At 65.3% G+C, this 21,732-nt stretch carries 20 protein-coding genes; 11 read left to right on the top strand and 9 right to left on the bottom strand.

Annotated elements, in window-relative coordinates; all coding sequences use genetic code 11:
• Window positions 1–54 precede the first annotated feature (54 nt).
• The 5 genes from AB0P23_RS14510 to purM all read left to right on the top strand — a co-directional run bounded on the left by AB0P23_RS14510 (window position 55) and on the right by purM (window position 6,618).
• Entirely contained in the window at window positions 55–1,698 is a 1,644-nt protein-coding gene (locus tag AB0P23_RS14510) for an ABC transporter substrate-binding protein (RefSeq protein ID WP_045842145.1), read from the top strand.
• 96 nt (window positions 1,699–1,794) lie between these two features.
• Window positions 1,795–2,790 carry an ABC transporter permease gene (locus AB0P23_RS14505; RefSeq protein WP_032367512.1) on the top strand — a complete coding sequence of 332 codons (996 nt, stop codon included), beginning with the start codon at window positions 1,795–1,797 and terminating at the stop codon, window positions 2,788–2,790.
• The gene (locus AB0P23_RS14500; RefSeq protein WP_363797972.1) at window positions 2,790–3,758 is read left to right on the top strand and encodes an ABC transporter permease; all 969 of its coding nucleotides are present in this window, start codon (window positions 2,790–2,792) and stop codon (window positions 3,756–3,758) included. The genes AB0P23_RS14505 and AB0P23_RS14500 overlap by 1 nt, the downstream gene beginning before the upstream one ends.
• Window positions 3,755–5,425, top strand: a complete 1,671-nt coding sequence (locus tag AB0P23_RS14495; protein ID WP_290369258.1) for an ABC transporter ATP-binding protein — start codon at window positions 3,755–3,757, stop codon at window positions 5,423–5,425. The genes AB0P23_RS14500 and AB0P23_RS14495 overlap by 4 nt, the downstream gene beginning before the upstream one ends.
• A gap of 92 nt (window positions 5,426–5,517) precedes the next feature.
• The gene (gene purM / locus AB0P23_RS14490; RefSeq protein ID WP_027495851.1) at window positions 5,518–6,618 is read left to right on the top strand and encodes a phosphoribosylformylglycinamidine cyclo-ligase; all 1,101 of its coding nucleotides are present in this window, start codon (window positions 5,518–5,520) and stop codon (window positions 6,616–6,618) included.
• A 74-nt stretch (window positions 6,619–6,692) separates the two neighbouring features.
• On the opposite strand, the gene AB0P23_RS14485 is transcribed toward purM, so the two are convergent.
• The 3 genes from AB0P23_RS14485 to AB0P23_RS14475 all read right to left on the bottom strand — a co-directional run bounded on the left by AB0P23_RS14485 (window position 6,693) and on the right by AB0P23_RS14475 (window position 8,895).
• Entirely contained in the window at window positions 6,693–6,890 is a 198-nt protein-coding gene (locus AB0P23_RS14485; RefSeq protein WP_072692062.1) for a DUF3073 domain-containing protein, read from the bottom strand.
• 248 nt (window positions 6,891–7,138) lie between these two features.
• Entirely contained in the window at window positions 7,139–7,777 is a 639-nt protein-coding gene (locus AB0P23_RS14480) for an MOSC domain-containing protein (RefSeq protein WP_206498722.1), read from the bottom strand.
• The gene (locus AB0P23_RS14475; protein WP_206498723.1) at window positions 7,774–8,895 is read right to left on the bottom strand and encodes a folate-binding protein YgfZ; all 1,122 of its coding nucleotides are present in this window, start codon (window positions 8,893–8,895) and stop codon (window positions 7,774–7,776) included. The genes AB0P23_RS14480 and AB0P23_RS14475 overlap by 4 nt, the downstream gene beginning before the upstream one ends.
• Window positions 8,896–8,940: 45 nt before the next feature.
• On the opposite strand from AB0P23_RS14475, the gene AB0P23_RS14470 reads away from it, so the two are divergent.
• The 5 genes from AB0P23_RS14470 (at window position 8,941) to AB0P23_RS14450 (ending at window position 15,791) form a co-directional block, all read left to right on the top strand.
• The gene (locus tag AB0P23_RS14470) at window positions 8,941–9,807 is read left to right on the top strand and encodes an aminodeoxychorismate lyase (RefSeq protein ID WP_027495854.1); all 867 of its coding nucleotides are present in this window, start codon (window positions 8,941–8,943) and stop codon (window positions 9,805–9,807) included.
• 131 nt (window positions 9,808–9,938) lie between these two features.
• Window positions 9,939–11,423, top strand: coding sequence for a cytochrome ubiquinol oxidase subunit I (locus AB0P23_RS14465; protein WP_032371576.1), 1,485 nt, complete (start codon window positions 9,939–9,941; stop codon window positions 11,421–11,423).
• Window positions 11,424–11,432: 9 nt separating this feature from the next.
• The gene (gene cydB / locus AB0P23_RS14460; RefSeq protein WP_206498724.1) at window positions 11,433–12,470 is read left to right on the top strand and encodes a cytochrome d ubiquinol oxidase subunit II; all 1,038 of its coding nucleotides are present in this window, start codon (window positions 11,433–11,435) and stop codon (window positions 12,468–12,470) included.
• Window positions 12,467–14,167: a thiol reductant ABC exporter subunit CydD gene (gene cydD, locus AB0P23_RS14455; protein ID WP_206498725.1), complete on the top strand. Its 1,701-nt coding sequence runs from the start codon at window positions 12,467–12,469 to the stop codon at window positions 14,165–14,167. Before cydB ends, cydD begins: the two co-directional genes overlap by 4 nt.
• A complete protein-coding gene (locus tag AB0P23_RS14450) occupies window positions 14,160–15,791 on the top strand; it encodes an ATP-binding cassette domain-containing protein (protein WP_206498726.1) in 1,632 nt (543 codons plus the stop codon). The genes cydD and AB0P23_RS14450 overlap by 8 nt, the downstream gene beginning before the upstream one ends.
• 193 nt (window positions 15,792–15,984) lie before the next feature.
• Here AB0P23_RS14450 and AB0P23_RS14445 read toward each other — a convergent pair whose 3' ends face one another.
• A complete protein-coding gene (locus AB0P23_RS14445) occupies window positions 15,985–16,650 on the bottom strand; it encodes an FABP family protein (RefSeq protein ID WP_027495859.1) in 666 nt (221 codons plus the stop codon).
• 376 nt (window positions 16,651–17,026) lie between these two features.
• Between AB0P23_RS14445 and AB0P23_RS14440 the strand changes: the two genes are divergently transcribed.
• Window positions 17,027–18,556 carry a cutinase family protein gene (locus tag AB0P23_RS14440; protein WP_094666184.1) on the top strand — a complete coding sequence of 510 codons (1,530 nt, stop codon included), beginning with the start codon at window positions 17,027–17,029 and terminating at the stop codon, window positions 18,554–18,556.
• Window positions 18,557–18,623: 67 nt separating this feature from the next.
• On the opposite strand, the gene AB0P23_RS14435 is transcribed toward AB0P23_RS14440, so the two are convergent.
• From AB0P23_RS14435 to AB0P23_RS14415, 5 genes are all read right to left on the bottom strand, one after another.
• Window positions 18,624–18,929 (bottom strand): DUF1416 domain-containing protein, encoded by a 306-nt coding sequence (locus tag AB0P23_RS14435; RefSeq protein ID WP_008719402.1) that lies wholly within the window; start codon window positions 18,927–18,929, stop codon window positions 18,624–18,626.
• A gap of 1 nt (window position 18,930) precedes the next feature.
• The gene (locus AB0P23_RS14430; protein WP_027495862.1) at window positions 18,931–19,767 is read right to left on the bottom strand and encodes a sulfurtransferase; all 837 of its coding nucleotides are present in this window, start codon (window positions 19,765–19,767) and stop codon (window positions 18,931–18,933) included.
• A 42-nt stretch (window positions 19,768–19,809) separates the two neighbouring features.
• On the bottom strand, window positions 19,810–20,286 hold the full coding sequence (locus AB0P23_RS14425; protein ID WP_027495863.1) for a DUF4395 domain-containing protein: 477 nt from the start codon (window positions 20,284–20,286) through the stop codon (window positions 19,810–19,812).
• A gap of 254 nt (window positions 20,287–20,540) precedes the next feature.
• Window positions 20,541–20,954 carry a thioredoxin family protein gene (locus tag AB0P23_RS14420; protein WP_032367498.1) on the bottom strand — a complete coding sequence of 138 codons (414 nt, stop codon included), beginning with the start codon at window positions 20,952–20,954 and terminating at the stop codon, window positions 20,541–20,543.
• Window positions 20,951–21,730, bottom strand: coding sequence for an LmeA family phospholipid-binding protein (locus tag AB0P23_RS14415; protein ID WP_027495865.1), 780 nt, complete (start codon window positions 21,728–21,730; stop codon window positions 20,951–20,953). The genes AB0P23_RS14420 and AB0P23_RS14415 overlap by 4 nt, the downstream gene beginning before the upstream one ends.
• Window positions 21,731–21,732 lie beyond the last annotated feature (2 nt).

Raw genomic sequence — 21,732 nt, 5'->3', positions numbered from 1 at the left:
GGACACACCGATTGGATAGAGGCTCAGATGACCCTGTCGCCCGACGACGGACGCATGCAGCGCTACAGCGCCGCATCACGAACGGCTGTGCGTAAGCACGGCAAGAAGACCGCCGCAGTGGCCGCACTGTCGGTACTCGCACTGACCGCCGCAGCGTGCGGCTCGGGACGCACCGACGCCGGTGGATCCGGCGACGGCGGCGGCGGTGAGACCATCACGGTCGGCACCACGGACCAGGTCACCTCGCTCGACCCGGCCGGCTCGTACGACAACGGATCGTTCATGGTGATGAACCAGACGTATCCGTTCCTGATGAACTTCGCTCCCGGTAGCTCCGAGCTCGAGCCCGATGCGGCCGAGAGCTGCGATTTCGCGGAGCCGACCGTCTACAAGTGCACGCTCAAGGACGACCTGAAGTTCGCCAACGGCAATCCGCTGACGAGCGAGAGCGTCAAGTTCTCGTTCGACCGCATCGTCGCGATCAACGATCCGAACGGGCCTGCGTCGCTGCTGACCAATCTCGACAGCATCGCGACACCGGACGAGAAGACCGTCGAGTTCACCCTCAAAGCGGCCAACGATCAGACGTTCCCGCAGATCCTCGCGACACCCGCGGGCCCGATCGTCGACCAGACAGTGTTCCCGGCCGACAAGGTGCTCGACGACGACGCAGTGGTTGCGGGCAAGCCGTTCGCCGGCCCGTACTCCATCTCCAGCTATGGCAAGAACTCACTCGTCAGCTTCGTGGCCAACGGTGACTACAACGGCATTCTCGGCACCCCGAAGACGTCGTCGGTCAACGTGAAGTACTACACCAGCTCCGACAACCTCAAGCTCGATGTGCAGAACAAGGCCATCGATGTGGCGTGGCGTTCCCTCACCCCGACCGACGTCGAATCGCTGGGAGCCGTCGACGGCCTCACGGTGCACGAGGGTCCCGGCGGCGAGTCCCGCTACATGGTCTTCAACATGAACACGATGCCCGGCAACACCCCCGAGCAGAAGTTGGCCGTACGCAAGGCGATTGCTGCCTCGGTCGATCGCCAGGCGCTCTCCGACGGCGTCTACAAGGGCACCTACACCCCGCTGTACTCCGTGGTGCCGACCGGTCTGGAAGGTTCCAACAAGGCCTTCTCCGACGTCTACGGTGAGACCCCCAACAAGGACGAGGCTGCCGGATTCCTTTCCGCTGCAGGCGTCGCCACTCCGATCCAACTCAACCTGCAGTACAACCCGGATCACTACGGCTCGAGCTCGAGCGAGGAGTACGCCGCGATCAAGAGTCAGCTCGACGCGACGGGCTTGTTCAACGTCAATCTGCAGTCCACCGAGTGGAGCACCTACACCAAGGAACGCGTCGCCGACGCGTACCCGGTGTACCAGCTCGGATGGTTCCCGGACTACCCCGATGCAGACAATTACCTGACGCCGTTCTTCGGACCGGACAACTTCCTCCAGTCGCATTTCGAGAACCCGGAGATCACGTCACTGCTCGACCTCGAGCGCACGACGGCCGACGAGAACGCACGGATGCAGATCATCGGACAGATTCAGACCGAGCTCGCGACCAACTACCTGCCGACCCTTCCGCTGTTGGAGGGCAAGCAGATCGCCGTCGCCACCGATGAGATCAGCGGTGTGGACGAGACCCTCGACGCCTCGTTCAAGTTCCGCTTCGTCACTCTCGCCAAGAGCTGACCGGTGCCCGCTACCGCACAGACGCCGGTAGGGGAGAAGAAAGCGCAGCAGGCGAGCGCGCCGTCACGATACGGCGCGCTCGCCCGCTATCTCGGGATCAGGTTTCTGTTGATCATCCCGACTGCCTGGATTCTCGTCACCGTCGTCTTCTTTCTCATGCGTGTGATCGGTGACCCGATCACCGCCGCCCTCGGCGGTCGACTACCCGCCGAACAGATCGCCCAGCGCAAGGCCGAGGCCGGATACGACCGGCCGATCCTGACGCAGTACTGGGAGTACCTGACCGGGTTGTTGCGCGGCGACTTCGGCCGCTCCGCCACCGACAATCGCGCGATCAGTGACGTCCTGCTCGTCAACGGTGCTGCCACACTGGAATTGGCGTTCTGGGCGCTGCTCGTCGCGTTCGCGGTCGGCATCCCGCTCGGGTTCTACGCCGCCACCCATCGCGACCGGTTCGGTGATGCGTCGCTGCGAATCTTCGCGATCCTGGCGTACGCGGCCCCGGTATTCTTCGTCGGCATGCTGCTCAAGCTGCTGTTCGCCGTCAAGCTCGGCTGGCTGCCGGTCGCCGGGCGGGCCAGTACCAATGTCGAACTGGCACTGCAGAACGTCTCCCCGAAGACGAACATTCTGATCATCGACTCGTTCCTGTACGGCGACACCGGTTACACCGTCGACGTGCTCGAGCACGCGGTTCTGCCCGCTCTTGCGCTCGGACTGCTGACGGCCGGTGTGTTCCTGCGATTGGTGCGAGTCAACCTGATTCAGACGTTGCAGGCGCCGTTCGTCGACGCCGCCCGCGCGCGCGGGTTGAGCGAGGGCACGGTGACGAGGCGACATGCGTTCCGTAACGCCATGATTCCCATCGTCACCGTCATCGGACTGCAGATCGCCGTCCTCCTCGGCGGTGCCGTACTCACCGAGACGACCTTCGAGTGGCAAGGACTGGGCTACGAACTCGCCCGTTATCTGCAGGCCCGCGATTTCGTTGCAGTGCAGGGCATCGTGACGTTCCTTGCCGTGGTGGTCGCCGTCGTCAGCTTCGTCACCGACGCGATCGTCGCCCTGATCGACCCGAGAGTGAGGTTCTGATGAGCACCGAAGTCGTGCTGTCCGACGTTCCTCCCACCCGTCCGCACCGCAGAGGGTTCCCCGGCGTCGCGTTCGTGAAGTCCACCTCGGGATTGCAGCGGGTCACGCTCATCGTCGGGTTGGCGCTGATGGTGGGGTTCGTGATCGCGGCGCTGTTCGCGCCGATTCTCGCGCCGTACGGTTTCTCGCAGACCAGTGACGCCGGTGCGGATTTCGCCCGCCAAGCCGCGCCGTCCGCGGATCACTGGTTCGGTACCTCGGTTCGCGGTGAGGACGTGTTGTCGCGGGTGATCTACGGTGCCAGAACCGCATTGATGGTCATCGCCTCGTCGCTGGTGCTGTCCCTGATCATCGGCGTTCCCCTCGGTCTGGCCTCGGGCTACATCGGCCGCTGGTTCGACCGGGTGCTCGTGCTGTTCATGGACGCGATGTACGCATTCCCGTCTCTGCTTCTCGCCGTGGTCATCTCGATCGTCGTGGCAGGCGGTCAGTCGTCGAGTTTCGGCGGTATCGCCTCCGCGGCCATTGCCATCACGGCGATCTTCGTGCCCCAGTACTTCCGGGTGGTCCGCAACGCGACGGTCGCCGTCAAGACCGAACCGTACGTCGACGCCGCGCGGGTGACCGGAGCCGGTACACCGCGAATTCTGTTCCGGCACATACTCGCCAACGTGGTGCAGACACTGCCGGTCATCATCACGCTCAACGGAGCCGAGGCCATCCTCACCCTCGCCGGGCTCGGCTTCCTCGGGTTCGGGATCGAGCCGACCTCCGCCTCGGAGTGGGGATACGACATCAACAAGGCCCTACCGGACATCTCCAACGGCATCTGGTGGACGTCGGTGTTCCCAGGCCTGGGCATCGTGCTGGTGGTCCTCGGTCTGACCATGGTCGGTGAAAGTGCAAGCGAGACACTCAATCCGCTGCTGCGCACCCGCAAGAAGTTCAAGAAGGCGGTGAAGGTATGACATCGAGTGTCGTGACTCCACGCGAGTCCGCATTGTCGGTGCAGTCGTTGTCCGTTTCGTTCGTCACCGATGCCGGCGAAGTCGATGCCGTCACCGAGGTCTCGTTCGAGGTCTATCCCGGTGAAGTTCTCGCCGTCGTGGGGGAGTCGGGGTCGGGTAAATCCGTCAGTGTCCGCTCCGCCATCGGGCTGCTGCCCGATACCGCGCGAGTCGACGGGCACGTGGTTCTCGGCGGGCAGGACGTCACCACGCTGAACGACAAGGCGTGGGCGAGGCTGCGGGGCAACAAGATCTCGATGGTGTTCCAGGAGCCGGGCAGTGCTCTCGATCCGTTGTTCACCATCGGGTATCAAATCGTCGAGGCGTTGCGCGCGCACACCCGCGCCAGGAGTGGAGCCGGCGGAACGACCCGAAGTGCAGACGGAAAACGGATGGGCAGTAAGGATGCCAAGGCGCGGGCCATCGAGTTGTTGACGATGGTGGGGTTGCCGAACCCCGAGCAGCGCTTCTCGTACTACCCACACGAGCTCTCCGGTGGCCAGAAGCAACGCGTCATGATCGCGATCGCCATCTCGTGTGAGGCGAAAGTCATCATCGCCGACGAGCCGACCACCGCCCTCGACGTCACGGTGCAGGCCGAGATCCTCGAGCTGCTGCGCGATCTGAAAGACCGGCTCGGGTGCGCCATCGTGCTGATCACCCACAGCATGGGCGTCGTGTCCGATCTGGCGGACCGCGTCGTCGTCATGCAGAACGGCCGAGTCGTCGAGGAAGCGCCGGTGGCACAGCTGTTCGACGCCCCCGAAGACGAGTACACCAAAAAGCTGCTGGCCGCGGTGCCGACCCTTGCTGCAGTGGAGTCGGACAAGACCGTCGACACGTCGGGCGAGCCGGTACTCGAGGTCTCGCAGCTGGTGGTGCAGTTCTCCGGTGGGGTCGGCTCCTCGGCATTCCGAGCGGTCGACGACGTCTCGCTGACCATCCACCGCGGCGAAACCCTCGGTCTGGTGGGCGAGTCGGGCTCGGGTAAGTCGACGATCGGCAGGTGCGTTGCAGCGCTCCAGAAGCCGACCAGCGGCAGCGTGACGGTGATGGGACAGAACATCGCCGGCGTGAGCGAGCGCAAGCTCAAGCCCTTGCGCAAGCGATTCGGCTTCGTCTTCCAGGACCCGTCGGCGTCGCTGAACCCGCGGCTCACCGTCGGACAGTGCATCGCCGAGCCGATGATCGTGCACAAGTACGGCTCCAAGGATGCGATCGCGGCCAGGACCACCGAGCTGCTCGACGCCGTGCAGCTACCGTCCGGCACCGACAAGCGTTACCCGCACGAGCTGTCCGGTGGGCAACGGCAACGCGTCAGCCTGGCGCGGGCACTGGTGCTGGGACCGGATCTGGTGGTCGCAGACGAGCCGACCAGTGCACTGGACGTCTCGGTCCAGGCGGCCGTGCTCGACCTGTTCGAGGCGCTGCAGCAGGAGTTCGGTTTCGCCTGCCTGTTCATCAGCCACGATCTGGCGGTGGTCGATCGCGTCGCACATCGAGTGGTGGTGCTGCGGGGCGGCCAGGTCGTCGAGCAGGGCACGCCGTGGAAGATTCTGCGCTCGCCGGAGGAGGAGTACACGAAGAAGCTGTTGGCCGCCATCCCGGGCAAGCGGCTGCACACGTGAATTCTTCCCGCCAGCGGGCACTCCGGTACCGTTAGGGCGCTATCTGCGCCGCTACGGGCGCTGACATGAACGAGTACACAGGCTGGAGCCGAATGACCGAGGAATCCCAACCCACGAGCGCAACTCACTCGGGCGGTGCCTCCTACGCGGCGGCCGGGGTCGATATCGCCGCAGGAGACCGAGCAGTTCAACTGTTCGCGCCACTCGCCAAGAAGGCCAGCAGGCCCGAGGTCATGGGCGGTCTCGGTGGTTTCGCCGGTCTGTTCGCGCTCAAGGGCGACTACCGCGAGCCGGTCCTGGCTGCCTCGACCGACGGAGTCGGCACCAAGGTCGCCGTCGCCCAGGCCCTCGGCAAGCACGACACCCTGGGCCTCGACCTCGTGGCCATGGTCGTCGACGATCTGGTCGTGTGCGGAGCCGAGCCGCTGTTCCTGCAGGACTACATCGCCGTCGGCCGTGTCGTTCCCGAGCAGGTCGCGGAACTGGTCAAGGGCATCGCCGAGGGCTGCATCATCGCCGGTTGTGCGTTGCTCGGCGGCGAGACGGCCGAACACCCGGGGCTGATGGCCGACGGTGACTACGACCTTTCTGCCACCGGCATCGGCGTCGTGGAGGCGGACTCGATCCTCGGACCCGAGCGCGTGCGTCCCGGCGACGTCGTCATCGGCATGGGATCGTCCGGTCTGCATTCCAACGGCTACTCGCTCGCTCGCAAGGTGCTGCTCGAGATCAACCACATGGATCTCGGCGGACACGTCGAGGAGTTCGGCCGCACACTCGGCGAAGAACTGCTCGAGCCGACGAAGATCTACGCCAAGGACTGCCTCGCACTCGCGGCCGAGACCGACGTGCGCACGTTCTGCCACGTGACGGGCGGCGGACTCGCCAACAACCTCTCGCGCGTCATGCCCGAGGGCCTCGTGGCCGAACTCGATCGGACCACGTGGAGCCCGGCCCCGATCTTCTCCCTCATCGCGCAGCGCGGACGCGTCGAGCGGGCCGAGATGGAGCAGACGTTCAACATGGGTGTCGGCATGGTCGCGATCGTCGCCCCCGAGGACGTCGATCGTGCTCTGGCGGTACTGACCGCACGCCACATCGACTGCTGGACTCTCGGCACGGTCAAGAAGGCTGCGGGCAAGGACGTCGCCGATGAGCGAGCGCTGCTGCTGGGTAACCACCCGAGGTTCTGACCGACCGGTCACACGACGAACAAGTGAGGGGGAGCCGCCGTGCGGCTCCCCCTCAGTCGTTCAGTGCACAGTTTCTAGCGTCGCCAGTCCTCGTACTCGTCTTCCTCGACTCGGGAATGCACATCCGAGTCAGAGTGGATGCCGCCACGATGGGAGTTGGACGAACCACCGGAGAGCTCTCTTTGCAGACTCTCCAAGTCCGTTGTCGGCGAGCTGTACTTGAGCTCACGAGCGACCTTTGTCTGCTTTGCCTTAGCCCTGCCTCGGCCCATGGCGGTGCCCCCTCGCGGACTTGCGGGGCGGCCTGGGGAAATTTGGCGGCCCCGTTAGAGTTGGTATTTCTTCCTGGCACACACTCTAGCGCGCGAATCGCCGCGATGCGCATACGGCACCACGTGTCGAAGCCGGGCCCGGCGGCGCGACACGCCCGGGGCAGGGGTCCGCGCTGCCTGTACCTGCGCATATCCGTGCTCAGGCGAACTATTTTCGCGCTACGACACGAAAACAGTAGTGCTGCGCGTCATGGCCTCCGCGACGATTTCAGCGCCGCCGCCGCGTCGCGGTACACCTTCGGTGCCAATCCGGGCTCGTCCAGAAGAGTCTGCATCGCCGCGGCGTCCCGCCCCTCGAAGAGCATCCGCACCGTCACCGCGTGCCGAGGAACCGATTCGACCGTCACCGAATCACCGGCGGCGAAGACCCCGGGCTCGAGCACTCGGAAGTAAGCGCCCACATCTCCCTGGGCCGTGAATCGGCGAACCCACCCCGGCTCGCCCATCCACCGCGCGAACGTGCCGCAGGGCTTGCGTGCGATGGTTGCCTCCAGCGTCACCGTGCCGATGCGCCACCGCGTCCCGATCACCGCGTCGGTCACCGGGACGCCGCTGGTCCGCAGATTCTCGCCGAACCGTCCTGGCTCGACGGGCGCACCCAGCTGATCGGCCCAGTACCGGGCTTCTGCCTCGTCGTAGGCGTACACGGCTTGATCGAGACCACCGTGGAACTTGGTGTCGCGACAGTGGTCCCCGCCGATGCCGAGCTCGTGCACATCCACCGGGCCGTGCACGGGCCGCTTGTCGATGCCACTGTCGACGACGCCGCGCCGCCCGAACGGGACGTCGGCATGCACCACGCAGACCGCCGAGACGGACCCGGTCACCGGCCGCGTAGGCGATCGACGGCCGCGCGGCCGGCCTGCACGTCGTCGTACGAGGGGATGGAGTCGGGGTCGATCGACGCCGCACACGGACCCGCCTCCAGGGCGGCGTCCACCGGAATCGTTCTCTTGACCAGCGCGAGGGCAACGGGCCCGAGCTCGAAGTGGTCGACAACGGTCCCCAGACGCCCCACCGCGCGGCTACCGGCGGTGACGGGATCGCCGGTCACGGGCCGTCCGTCGGCGGAACCGTCGAGATGCAGGAGTACCAGGTGACGCGGCGGTCGACCGAGGTTGTGCACCCGCGAGACGGTCTCCTGCCCGCGATAGCAGCCCTTCTCCAGATGAACCGCGCCGAACTCGGCTGCACTGCCGATCCATCGGACCTCGTGCGGAATGGTCTTCTCGTCGGTGTCCACGCCCACCCGCGGTCGCACCGATTCCACCCGCAACGCCTCGTACGCCCACGTTCCGGCCGGGGCAGCACCGGCGTCGCGGAGGCGAAGGAACCAGTCGCTCAGGCCTGCTCGGGGGACGACGACGTCGTACGAGTTCGGGCCCGGCCAGGGCATCCGCCGGACGAAGCCGCCGCCGTCCACTGCCGACGCGCCGTAGATCTCGCTCGGAACGGGGAGGCCTGCCTTGTCGAGGATCGACGCCGCGTCGGATCCGAGGACGGAGAGAACGACGAGTTCGTCGGCCTCTCTGGGTTCGGCCTTGGCCCAGAAGACCATCTTCTTCAGGAACGACAGCAGATCCGGTCCCTGTGCACGTTCGGTGTCGATGTAGGTGACCCCGCCCAGATCGGTCTGAACGAAATGATGCTCGATGCGGCCGTTGACGTCCAGGCTCAGGTTTTCGGCCGAGCTGCCGTCGGGCAGATCCGACACGAGTTGGCTCGAGATCGTGTTCAGCCAGCTCGACCGCTCGTCGCCGCTGATGGCAAGCACGAATCGGTGGGATCGATCGATGACGGCGGCTGCGCTGACGGCACTGCGTTGTTCGCCGAACGGATTGCCGTAGTGCCAGGCGACGCCGGCATCGACGCTGTCGTCGGGAGAGGGCACTGCGCCGGGGAGAGTGAGAAGAGGACTCGGGGTGATCGTCACAGGATCGGACACCACTCCATAGTAGGAGCACCCGGCCACAGCCTTTAGGGTGGCGGCATGTCGGAGTCGGTAGTGGTGACGTTGGACGGCCGAGTGCACGACGCGGATCGGCCGTTGCTGTTCGCCGACGATCTGGCTGCCGTGCGTGGTGACGGCGCGTTCGAGACGCTGCTGGTGCGTGACGGCTCGGCCTGCGGCGTCGAGCTGCACCTGGCGCGTCTGGCCGTGTCGGCGGCGGCCCTGGATCTTCCCGTCCCCGATCCGGATGCCTGGCGCGCAGTGATCGAGCAGTCGGTCGGCCTGTGGACGGAGAAGTCCACGGACGAGGGCGTTCTGCGGTTGGTGCTGAGCCGTGGTCGTGAGGGCGGCGGCGATCCGACGGCGTTCGTGACGCTGGGGCCACTGCCGGGTCGAGTGCGAAACGCCCGGGAGAACGGGGTGTCGGTGATGACGCTCGATCGGGGCTACTCGGTCGACTTCTCCGCCGGTGCGCCGTGGCAGCTGGCAGGCGCGAAGACGTTGTCGTACGCGACCAACATGGCCGCGCTGCGCCACGCTGCCCGCCAGGGCGTGGACGACGTGATCTACCTCAGCAGCGAGGGCAGAGTGCTCGAGGGACCCCGGTCGACGGTGGTGGTGGCGCGCGGTAAGACTCTCGTCACACCGTCGGTCGAGCAGGGCATCCTGGCGGGCACCACAGTTGCCGCCCTGTTCTCGGTGGCCGAGGCGGCCGGCTGGACGTGCGAGCACGGACATCTGTATCCAGCGGATCTCATTGCAGCGGACGGTGTTTGGCTCGTTTCGAGCGTCACGCTGGCTGCGCGGGTGACATCGATGAACGGCGTCGTTCTGGGGCGGCCCAGCCGCGCGGACGAGGTGCCCGAGATGGTCGATCTCGCGGTGGAGACCGTCCGGATGCTCTGAGGGTCCAATGGCCCTGTCGAAAGACTCTTCCCTACTACTACTCGTAGTAGTACATTCGAATCAGTCGCGGGCCAATGCCCTGACCTGCGGTGTTGCCCGTCACAGCTCGGGCGGAAGAGTTCGGAGTATCGATGGACGCGTTGGATGTCTCGCGGTGGCAGTTCGGTATCACCACCGTTTATCACTTCATTCTCGTACCCCTCACCATCGGCCTCGCGCCGATGGTGGCGGCCATGCAGACCATGTGGGTGATCACCGGCAAGGATTCCTGGTATCGACTGACCAAGTTCTTCGGCAAGCTGTTCCTCATCAACTTCGCACTCGGCGTCGCAACGGGAATCGTGCAGGAGTTCCAGTTCGGAATGAACTGGAGCGAATACTCACGATTCGTCGGTGACGTGTTCGGTGCACCCCTCGCACTCGAAGGGCTGGTCGCGTTCTTCCTCGAGTCCACGTTCCTCGGTCTGTGGATCTTCGGATGGAGCAGACTACCCAAACTCGTTCACCTGGCGACCATTTGGCTCGTCGCCATCGGCGTCAACGCCTCGGCCTTCTTCATCATCGCAGCCAACTCCTGGATGCAGCATCCCGTCGGCGCGATCTACAACGAAGAAACCGGCCGCGCCGAGCTGACCGACATCTGGGCGCTGCTCACCAACAACACTGCGCTGGCGGCCTTCCCGCACGCCGTAGCAGGTGCATTCCTCACCGCCGCAACCTTCGTCGCAGGCATCTCCGGATGGTGGATGGTCCGCGAGGCTCGAAAGAAAAAGGCCGAGAACGAGATAGCTGCGGTCCCAGCCACCGACTCGCGCCAGATGTTCCGATCGGCAGCGCGCATGTCCTTCATCGTCATGATCGTTGCGGGTGGGGCGCTCGCCATCACCGGAGACATTCAGGGCAAGCTCATGTTCGAGCAGCAGCCGATGAAGATGGCCTCCGCAGAATCGTTGTGCGACACCGAAACCGGAGCCAGCTTCTCGCTCCTGACCGTGGGTACCCACAACAACTGCGAATCCGTGGTGCACCTCATCGCGATCCCCGGCCTCACCTCGTTCCTGGCGGAGAACGACTTCGGTGCCACCGTGCAGGGCGTCAACCAACTACAGGATCAGTACGAGCAGCAGTTCGGACCGGGCAACTACAAGCCCAACCTGTTCGTCACCTACTGGGCGTTCCGGATGATGATCGGCCTGGCCGCAGGCTCTGCGTTGCTCGCTGTCGCAGGACTGTGGGTTACCCGAGGTGGCCGGATTCCCGACCAGAAATGGTTCTCGTGGCTGTCGCTGCTGGCCATTCCGACGCCGTTCCTGGCCAACAGTGCCGGCTGGATCTTCACCGAAATGGGGCGTCAGCCATGGGTTGTCGCGCCCAACCTCTCGGGAGTCGATCAGATCCGGCTCACCGTCGACCAGGGCGTCTCCGACCATCCCGTCGGCCTCGTCGTCGCCTCGCTGGTGACGTTCACACTGCTGTACGCCGCTCTCGGAGGTGTCTGGTTCTACCTGCTTCGGCGCTACGTCATCGAAGGACCTCTCGACCACGACGCGCACCCGCACGTCGACCCACCGGAATCGGAAGACGATGAGCCCAAGCAGCTCTCGTTCGCGTACTAGGGGATAGCAATGTCATTGCCCGAATTCTGGTTTCTCATCATCGCTTTCTTCTTCGTCGGCTACTTCGTGCTCGAAGGCTTCGACTTCGGCGTCGGCATGCTCATTCCCATTCTGGGTAGGCACCCCGACCCCGTGACGGGGGAGAAGCGTCGTCGCGCAGTTCTCAACACCATCGGCCCGGTCTGGGACGGCAACGAAGTCTGGCTCATCACTGCAGGCGGTGCCCTGTTCGCGGCGTTTCCCGAGTGGTACGCCACGTTGTTCTCGGGCTTCTACCTGCCGTTGCTGTTGATCCTGGTGGCGCTCATCCTGCGCATCTGCGCCATCGAATGGCGCGGCAAGATCGACGACCCGGTGTGGCGTCGTCGCTGCGACATCGGCATCGGCATCGGCTCGTGGGTTCCGGCGGTGCTGTGGGGCGTCGCGTTCGCCAACATCGTCCGCGGAGTCGCGATCGACGAGAACAAGAAGGTCACCGCAGGGTTCTTCGATCTCCTCAACCCGTACGCACTGCTCGGCGGAGTAACGATGGCCGTGGTGTTCGCACTGCACGGTGCCGTGTTCATCGCGCTCAAGACCTCCGGCGACGTCCACGAGGACTCGGTGAAAATGGCAGCGTGGCTGTCGGTTCCGGCAGTGCTCGTCGGTGGAGCCTTCGCGCTGTGGACACAACTCGCGTACGGGAAAACCTGGACGTGGGTACTCGTCGCGGTGGCAGCAGTCGCCCTGCTGCTCGTCGTCGCGCTGACGGGGAAAGTACGTGAAGGCTGGGCCTTCGTCTTCACCTGCATTGCCATCGTCGCCGTCGTCGTGCTGCTGTTCGCGTCCCTGTTCCCCAACGTGATGCCGTCCAGCACCGACGCCGCCTTCGATCTCACCATCGCCAACGCGTCGTCCAGCCCCTACACGTTGACGGTGATGACGTGGGCTGCGGCCTTCGCTGCACCCGTCGTCCTCGGCTACCAGGCGTGGACGTATTGGGTCTTCCGGCAACGTATTTCGAGCGCCCAGATCCCCGACTCGATCGGGCTGTCGGTGAAGTCGTGACCGCACCCACCACTTCGCGGACACGGCCGAAGGGCCCGGTCGATCCGCGACTGTGGAAGTACTCGCGCTCCGCCCGCGGCTACGTGCTCGTCACGGTCGCGCTGTCGACCGTGGTCACCCTGTGCATCATCGTGAGTGCACTGGCAATCGGACGCGTGCTGGCCGGCGTCATCACCGACCCGTCGGCCAGATCGTTGTCCGCATGGACGACGGAACTGGTCGTCCTGGCCGGTGCAACAGTGGTTCGGGTGCTCGCGACCGGAGCTCAGTCTCGTTACGCACACCGGTCGGCGTCGCGGGTCGTCGCCGAGCTGGAGATCGAAGTACTCACGACGGCAACGCGATTCGAGCCTCGCGAGCTGGACGCCGAGCGCGAGGAACTGGCCGTCGTCGTGACCCGCGCCATCGGCGGACTACGGGCGTACCTGACCGGCTATTTGCCGGCGCTGGTGCTGGCCGTCATCGTCACCCCGTTGGTCCTGATCGTCATCCTCACACAGGATCTGACGTCGGCCGCCATCATCGCCGTGACCCTGCCGCTCATCCCCGTCTTCATGATCCTGATCGGCTTGCTGACCAAGGGCCGGGCGGCCGCCACGCTCACCACGATGACCAGGTTGTCTGCGCAACTGCTCGATCTGTTGGCAGGCTTGCCGACTCTGCGCGCGCTCGGGCGCGAGCACGGACCGGCCGCTCGTGTTCGTGCATTGGGCGACGCCCATCGTCGAACGACCATGCGCGCACTGAAGATTGCGTTCCTGTCGTCGATGGTGCTCGAGTTGCTCGCGACGCTGTGTGTAGCGCTGGTTGCCGTCGGCATCGGGCTGCGGCTGGTGTTCGGCGAGATGACACTCGAAGCCGGCATCATCGCGCTCGTCCTCGCGCCCGAGGTGTACTTTCCACTGCGCGCGGTCGGCACCCAGTTTCATGCGGCCGAGGACGGCGTCGAGGCAGCCGATCGTGCATTCCGGGTGTTGGACCGGCGAACAGCGCGGCCGACCGGTGGCCGCACCGTCGACACGACAGCCGTCGACATCGAGCTGGACGGGCTCGGCGTTGCAAGTCGGGACGGAGCGGCACCAGCGGAGCTGAGTGCGCTGTGCCGGGCGGGCACCGTCACGGTCCTGACCGGACCGAACGGCGCAGGTAAAACGACTGCGCTGCACGCGATCCTGGGGTTGACTCCGCCGTCGACCGGCGCGGTGAGCGTCGGGGGAGTGCCGATCGCCGAACTCGATCTCGAACAGTGGTGGGCGCAGGTGGCCTGGCTCCCGCAGCGGCCGGTGTTGGTGCCGGGCACGCTCTACGACAACGTGACCCTGCACGGAATCCCCGACTCGGCTGCACTGGAACTCGCCTGCCGCGCAGCCGGATTCGACGAGGTGCTTCGAGAACACCCCGAGGGCTGGGACACCCGCGTCGGGCAGAGTGGGGTGGGGCTTTCGCTCGGCGAGCTACAGCGCCTCGCACTGACACGTACCTTCGTGTCCGATGCTCCGGTGATGCTGTTGGACGAGCCGACGGCACACCTGGATCCGGTGAGTGAAGCGACTGTGCTGCAGGCGGTTCGAGATGCCGCCGACCGCGGCGTCACCGTGGTGATGGTCGGTCATCGGCGTTCGGTGCTGCATGCCGCCGACCGCATCGTCGAGGTCCGCAGCGACTCGACCACGAAGCGGGAGTTCGAGCATGTCTGATCTGCGACGAGCGCTGGCGCTGCTCGAGCTGTCTCCGCGCAGAGTCGTACTGGCCGTGTTGGCCGGAGTGGCGACGCTGGGCAGTGCGCTCGCCCTGGCGGCACTGTCGGCGTGGTTGATCACCCGGGCGTGGCAGATGCCACCGGTGCTGGACCTGTCGGTTGCCGTCGTAGCCGTTCGGGCGCTGGGTATCTCGCGCGGGGTGTTTCGGTATCTCGAACGCTTGACCACCCATGATGTGGCGCTGCGCGGAACGACGGCGGCCCGCACGAGAATCTACGAGAGATTGGCGAACGGGAACGGCGCGGTCGCACTGCGACGGGGTGACGTTCTGGCGCGCACCGGTGCGGACGTGGACGTTCTCGGTGACGTCGTCATCCGGGCCGTCGTTCCCATCTGTGTGAGCGTGCTGATGATGCTCGCGGCCGTGGGCCTGCTCGCGGGAATCGCACCTGCCGCCGCATCGATTCTGGCGGTGGCATTGCTGATCGCCGGCGTGGGTGCACCGATACTCGCGGCCCGGTCGGCGAGGATCGCCGAGGAAGCCGGTGTCGAAGCCGACGTGCGCTTCGCCGAGACAGCCGTCCGCGCACTCGACCATGCGGCGGAACTGCGAGTCGCCCGTCGTCTGGACGCGACACTCGCCGAAGCCGAGGGCGCAGCACACGACTCGGTGAAAGCGCGAGATCGCGCGGCGCGTCCGTCGGCACTCGCCGATGCCGCACAGCCACTGGCGATCGGAGCGTCGGTGATCGGGTCGTTGCTGATCGGCATCGGGCTGTACGGCCCGGACGGAGGCACCGCGGGCGGCATGACGCCGATGGCGCTCGCGATCATCGTGTTGGTTCCACTGGCCGCATTCGAGGCGACCGCAGCGCTGCCCGCAGCGGCAATCGCACTGATGCGCGGCCGAATCGCGGCCACCCGAATCATGACCATGCTCGATGCGGCTCCCCATGTGAGTGGCAGCCTGAACGGGTCGTTCCGCGGGCTCCACTCCTGCCCGACCCCTGCTACGAACTTTCGCGCACATGCGCGGAGCGCAATCATCGGGCCCAGCGGATCGGGAAAGACGACGATGCTTCGGGCACTCGCCGTCGAATTCGGCTCGGATGCAGCGCTGTTCGCCGAAGACGCGCACCTGTTCGACACCTCGATTCTGGAGAACCTGCGAGTGGTGCGGGGCGACGTGGACGAAGACCAGGCAACGCAGGCATTGCGACGAGTGGGTCTCGGACCGTGGCTCGACGCGTTGCCCCAGGGCGTTCACACGACACTGATCGGTGGGGCGCAGGCGGTCTCGGGTGGCGAGCGTCGTCGACTCCTTCTCGCACGCGCACTGCTGAGCACCGCGCCCGTCGTGCTGTTGGACGAGCCGACCGAACATCTCGACAGAATCTCCGGCGAACGGATTCTGCGCAAGCTGCTCACCACCGACGACGGGCTGTTCGGTGCCGAGCGAACGGTGGTCGTCGTCACTCACCAATTGCCCGAGAACACCGACGCCGACCAGGTGATCGACCTCGGAGACAGGACTGCGAAAAAACCCTTTGCCGACTCCCGATCGCGGGCGTACGTTGGGAGTACACGAGAGAGGAGGTGGTCTGAAGTTGATGAACTCTAGGACGCGTGAGGTGGCTGTCAGCTAGCCGCAATCGCTGACGGATTCACTGCGAAGACCGCGCGAGCGGCAGGCGAATCCCAGGCAGCTACCCGGCCCCCGAGCCCCCGACCTGTCCGGTCGGGACCTGACAACAGGTATGGCTCGGGGGCCGTTCGCATGCGAACGGCCCCCGAGATCCGAAAAAGATTCTGCGTCAGCCGATGTAGCGGGTGAGGCGGGCCGACAGACGCGGTGCGAGCGGGCCGTCGGCGACGACACGTTCCTCGACGTACGCCAGATCCCCGCCCTCGACGATTCCGTACAGGCGGCGAGCTCCGCCCACCAGTGCACCCGAGGTGCTGCGGATGACGACGTCGGTGGCAAGTTCCCAGGACGACTGGGTCAGGGCGTGACCGTAATACAGTTCGACGACGCCGGTGCTGTGCGTCAGCAGCAGCTCGACGACTTCTTCGTCCTTGGACCCCTTGACTCCGTCGCCGCCGCTGATGCGCCAGAACCCGGTCTCCCGAAGGTCGGGGTGCGCGTAATTGCCATCGGAATCGAGTCTCCAGGAGCGCGATTCCCAGCTGAGGTAGCTGCCGCCGTCATGCGAGACGACGATTTGCTGGCCGAAGGGATAGTCGGTGTCCGTTTCGGGATCGTGCCCCTCGCCCTGACCGCGCCACACGCCGACGAGTGGCAGCAGCGCCAGCATCGACGGGTGCAGATCGGGGCCGAGCCGCAGGTTTGCGGTGTCGTCCGGGTGAGGGATGTCGGGCAGCACCGGGATGTTGCGCGCCGACGCCTCGGCGAACTTCTGCTCGGCAGCCGAAATGGCTTGGTCACCGCTGGTGATAGGGGTGCCCAGTCCGTCGTCGATGCTGTCGGGGTTGCCCGCGCCCGGTTCCGTCACGACTCGTCGTTGACCAGTCGGTAGACGACATAGAGCGAGAACGCGATGATGGCTACTGCCGCAAGCGCCAGCAATACCTCGAAGAAGATGACCACGGAACCGAGTTTAACCCGCGGCGAGACCGGTCGATGACAACGGTCCGTTTCCGCGCTGTGGCATTGGTGACACACCATCATTTTTGCGGCCCACAGTGCCCTGGATCACTCGTAGTGATGGCGAAACCGACGCGAGCAGGTACCTTCTTCCCGGGGGCGTCGGGCTCTCGACTTCGAGAGCGCCGACGAATTCACTATGTGTGTCGTCAAGGCTGTTGTCTTGTAAGGCTGGGGAGGTCTCTGCAGAAATGCTGCGTCGTAAGCGTGTTCTGACATCGTCGTTCGGTTCCGTATTGGTTCGATCGGCGGTTGTCACAGTGGCGTTGGCCCTTGCAGCTCCCGCTGCTGCGCTGGCCGCGCCCGACTCGGGATCGTCCGATTCGGGTTCGGCAGAGTCGGGTTCGGCCGACTTCGGTTCGTCTCAGGGCCCGAATATCGATCCGAACAACTACGCGCAGGACTGCCCGGATGTACTGCTGTTGGCGGTGTCCGGAGCCACCGACTCGGACTCCGATCGCAATCCGCTCAACGAAGAAGCGCAGACGATCGCGTCGAACTGGGTCGGCAACGTCACCGTTCCGGTCGGTGAGGCGAACGCGGACAGCCCCGGCACCGTCGGCTGGCTCTACGTCCCGTATTCCTCCACCTACGGCTTCGACGTACTCGACAACGTGCCGACCTACCAGGAGTCGATCGCCGACGGCATCGCGTCGACCAATCGGTTGATGGACGAGTACAAGACCAAGTGCGGTGAGAAGACCAAGTTCGCGCTCCTGGGGTACAGCGTCGGCGGCGAAATTCTCGATCGCGTGACGATGGAACTCGGCCACCGCGACCCCAACGCTCTCGTCACGTCCGACGACGTCGTCGGTGTCGTCATGGTGGGGTCGCCCTACCGCCCGGCCGGCGTGCCGAACTTCGGTGACGAGGTGGGCCAGTCGCTCGGCGGCTTCATGGATCCGGCGCCGCGGGACTACGGGTCGATGACGGACAAGGTCACCTGGTCGTGTCGGCCCTACGATCTCGCCTGCGACTCGCCGGACAAGATCGAACTGCTGCAGCTGGCGCTCGGTGTACTCGGTCAGATGCGGTTGACGCTGCTCAACCCGGTGCAGACCGTCTCCGACTTCGGTCGGACGGTCGCCTCCATTGCCACCCGCGCGATCATCGATATCGCCACGAACAAGTCGTGGCTCGAGTCGGACGAGACGCTCCTGCAGGTTCTCGTCAAAGTCTCCGACCGGCAGTATCAGGTGGACGATGCGAAGGCTGCAGCAGCGCTGTCGCCCGATCAACTACTTGCCGATCTCAACTGGGCTCTCGGTCCGGGTGCCGAGACGGTGAAGGCGAAGTTGCGCGCCGAGGGCGAGGGCCTGGTGGAGAACAACAAGGGCATCGTCGACGTCGTGCTCGGCCCCTACTTGGCGATCGGCTTTCTGCAGCACCTGTCCTACTGGTACAACGACCCCAACGACGGGGTCGAGTGGGAAAGCGAAAAGATGGTCGCGTGGGTGACCGATCTCGCCCGAACCGAACGCGAGAAGAAGAACGCGCCTCCCGCGGTCGACCCGGCCACCCCCGAGACCCAGGCACCCCAGACCCAGGCACCCGAGACGCCCGCGCCCGCCCAGGAATCCCGGGTGCTGCCGGAGCCGGGGACGCAGACTCGCGTCAGCGACCTCGGAGCCTTCCTCGAATCCCAGGGCATCCCGGTACCTCCCGGCATGTTCCCGCCGCAGTACTCCACGGTCCCCGAGCCGGCGCGAGCGGTCGGCTAGAGCAACGAAAAGAACCCCGCACCTGGTTGCCAGGTGCGGGGTTCTTCTATGTGATCGAGTCGGTGACTCAGACTCCGACGGTGACGTCGGCCGAGTGCACGCCCGCGCCCTCGGGCGTGATGACGGTGTCGCCGTTGCCCGATGCGGACAACGCCCGCAGCGTCCACTGTCCGGGGGCAGCGAAGAAGCGGAAATCGCCGGTTCCCGACGCGACGACCTCGGCGGTGAATTCGCCGGTGCCGTCGAGGAGACGGACGAATGCGCCCGCTACTGGCTCACCGTCGCCGGCGAGGACACGGCCGGTGATGACCGTTTCCTTCTCGACGTCGACGCCTGCGGGGATGGTCTGACCCTGCACGGGTGCTCCACACATATCAGTGAACCTCCAATTCGATGGGTGCTCCGACGAGGGAGCCGTATTCGACCCAGCTGCCGTCGTAGTTCTTGACGTCTTCCTTGCCGAGGAGCTCCTTCAGCACGAACCAGGTGTGGCTCGAGCGCTCACCGATGCGGCAGTAGGCGATGGTGGCCTTGCTGTCGTCGTAGCCCTTGGTCTTGTACAGCTCTTCGAGTGCCTCGTCGGACTTGAACGTGCCGTCCTCGTTGGCGGTGGTGCTCCACGGGATGTTGATCGCGGACGGGACGTGGCCACGCTGCTGAGCCTGCTCCTGCGGGAGGTGTGCCGGCGCAAGGATCTTGCCGGAGAACTCGTCGGGGGAGCGCACGTCGATCAGGTTCTTGTTGCCGATGGCGTCGATGACCTCGTCGCGGAATGCGCGGATCGACAGATCCGGTGCCTCGGCGCGGTACTGGGTGTTCTCCCGGCTGACGACGTCCTTCGACAGCGGGCGGCCGTCGAGCTCCCACTTCTTGCGGCCTCCGTCGATCAGCTTGACGTCCTTGTGGCCGTACAGCTTGAAGTACCAGTAGGCGTAGGCGGCGAACCAGTTGTTGTTTCCGCCGTAGAGCACGACGGTGTCGTCGTTGCTGATGCCCTTGGCCGAGAGCAAGCCGGAGAACTGCTCCTGATCGAGGAAGTCGCGGCGAACCGGGTCCTGCAGGTCCTTGCGCCAGTCGAGCTTGACCGCACCTTCGATATGTCCGCCGTCGTAGGCGCTGGCGTCTTCGTCGACCTCGACGAAGACGATCTTCGGTGCGTTCAGGTTCTGCTCGGCCCAGTCGGCAGAGACCAGGACGTCGGAGCGAGCCATGGTGTTCCTTTCGGTCTTTCTTGTCGGATCAGGGGGTAGTTGTCACGCTGCGGTGCGCGAGTTGCCGCGCAATCGAGCTGCGAGGGGGTAGATCATGCAGCCCAGGCACACTGCGAACGCTGCGTTGAGAAACGCCGCGAAGAGCGCGAAGCCTGTCGCTACGGTGCCGACGACGGGAGCGCCGAGAGCGAATCCGAGGACTCCGACGGCGGCGAACACGAAGCCCACCAGTTGGGCGAACTTCAACGGGGCCACCGGCTCACGTTCTGTGGTCGGTGAGCGCCGCGGCGCGACGAATGTCGCGTAGATCGTGCCGTACGGACTGTGCTTGGGTCCGCGGACGGCTCCGATTCCGAACACGATCGCCTGGAGCCCCAGCAGGATTGCCGCTGCGGGAACCGAGACCGTGCTCGCGAGGAGGACGACGACCAGAACTGCGGTGGTGATCCACGCGGCGAAGCGCGGACCACGGACGTCGACCTGGTCGATCGTGGTGGTGTGGGTGTCGGATGTCGACATCGAGAGGTACTCCTGTGCGAGGCCGGGGCACGGCTTGTCGCCGGTGCTCGGATGTGGATTTCGATCATCGGGCCGACATCACGCATGGGCGTGGCGGCAGACGGAAATCAGCAGCAGCGACAGCAACAACCGCCCAGTCGGCACAGATCAACCGTGCGTCGACTGGTGAGCATGAGCTCGCGGCGGGAGAACACGAAGTGCATCCTACCCGTTACCAGGGGCGCGTCGTACCGCCCACCTGAGTAGCTCTTGCCCTACAGCGCGTCGAGAGCCTCGCGCAGGGCTGCGGCCGACGGCACGCCGGCAATTCTCGAACGCCGACGCAGTTCTCCGTCGAGGACGAAGGTCGTCGGCAGCGAGAGCACTCCGAGTTCACGGGCGAGAACAGGCTGAGCATCGATGTCGAGTTCGACTTCGCGTGCGTCGGTGCGGTCGGCGAGAACCTGATGCACCACACGACGCACGGCAGCGCACGGACCACACCAGTCCGCCGAGAAGTGCAGAATCGTCGGAGTTCCCGAGGTGACGCCCGCATCGACGAGCAGCGGGAGAAGGTCGTCGGAATCGGTGGACGCGATGGTGCGTACGGCACCGGAACGACGACGCAGAATCAGTCCGACAGCAACGGCAAGGACCGCCACGACAACCAGAACTGTGATCCCTGTCACGGCTTTTCGATCTCGTTGAGGTCGATGTTCACGTTCTCTCCCGACCCTTCGACGACGATCTGTGAACCCTCCGCGTAGACGTCCGTGGGCAGCAGTCCGAACGGCAGGCTCTGGCGTTCGATGGTCTTGGTGAACAGGCCGAGAACTGTGGGTTTGGCGAAATCGGGAATCGTGAAGTCGGCCTGCCCCTCCGGTCCGAAGTAGAAGTCCGATGCCACGATGGCGACACTGTCACCTTCGAGCAGAAGGTCGGCCTGCACGCTGACGGTGGTCTGCAGCGGTCCCACCGGAACCGTTCCCGTCAGTACGACGCCACCGGCGGTGGTCTTGCCCGACCCGCCGGAGCCGCCCGTGCCGTCGGACTTGTCGGCCGGAGGTGCGGAAACCTGCAGGTCGACGATGCCGAGGAACCGTCCGAGATCGGTTGCCTCGATGCGGACGCGGCCGTCGAGCTCGTCCACCGGGATGTCGCGGACGTTGTTGTCGATCAGGTCGGACAGGGCGATGTGGACGCCGCGCAGATTGGCTTCGATGGTCGTCGAGCCGACGTATTCGGTCGGGACGTCCTGGGCCCGGATCTCGATGTTCTGATAGCGGCCGTCGGCGGCCTGGGTGAGGAACGGAAAACCGTGCACGATCACCTGGGGGTCCGAGGTGAGTTCGCCGCCGTCGCGGATGGCGCGCGAGACGCGATATTCGGAGTAGGCCGCGGCCCCGAAATCGACGACGAGCGCGAGGGCCAACAGGCTGACGAGTCCGATGAGAAGTGTGCGCACCG

This window comes from Rhodococcus sp. NPDC077669 (genome assembly GCF_040686915.1).
In the GTDB taxonomy this organism is placed as follows: Bacteria; Actinomycetota; Actinomycetes; order Mycobacteriales; family Mycobacteriaceae; genus Rhodococcoides; species Rhodococcoides fascians.
Note: the sequence above shows the minus strand (reverse complement) of the source record. Positions and strands in the feature narration are given on the sequence as shown.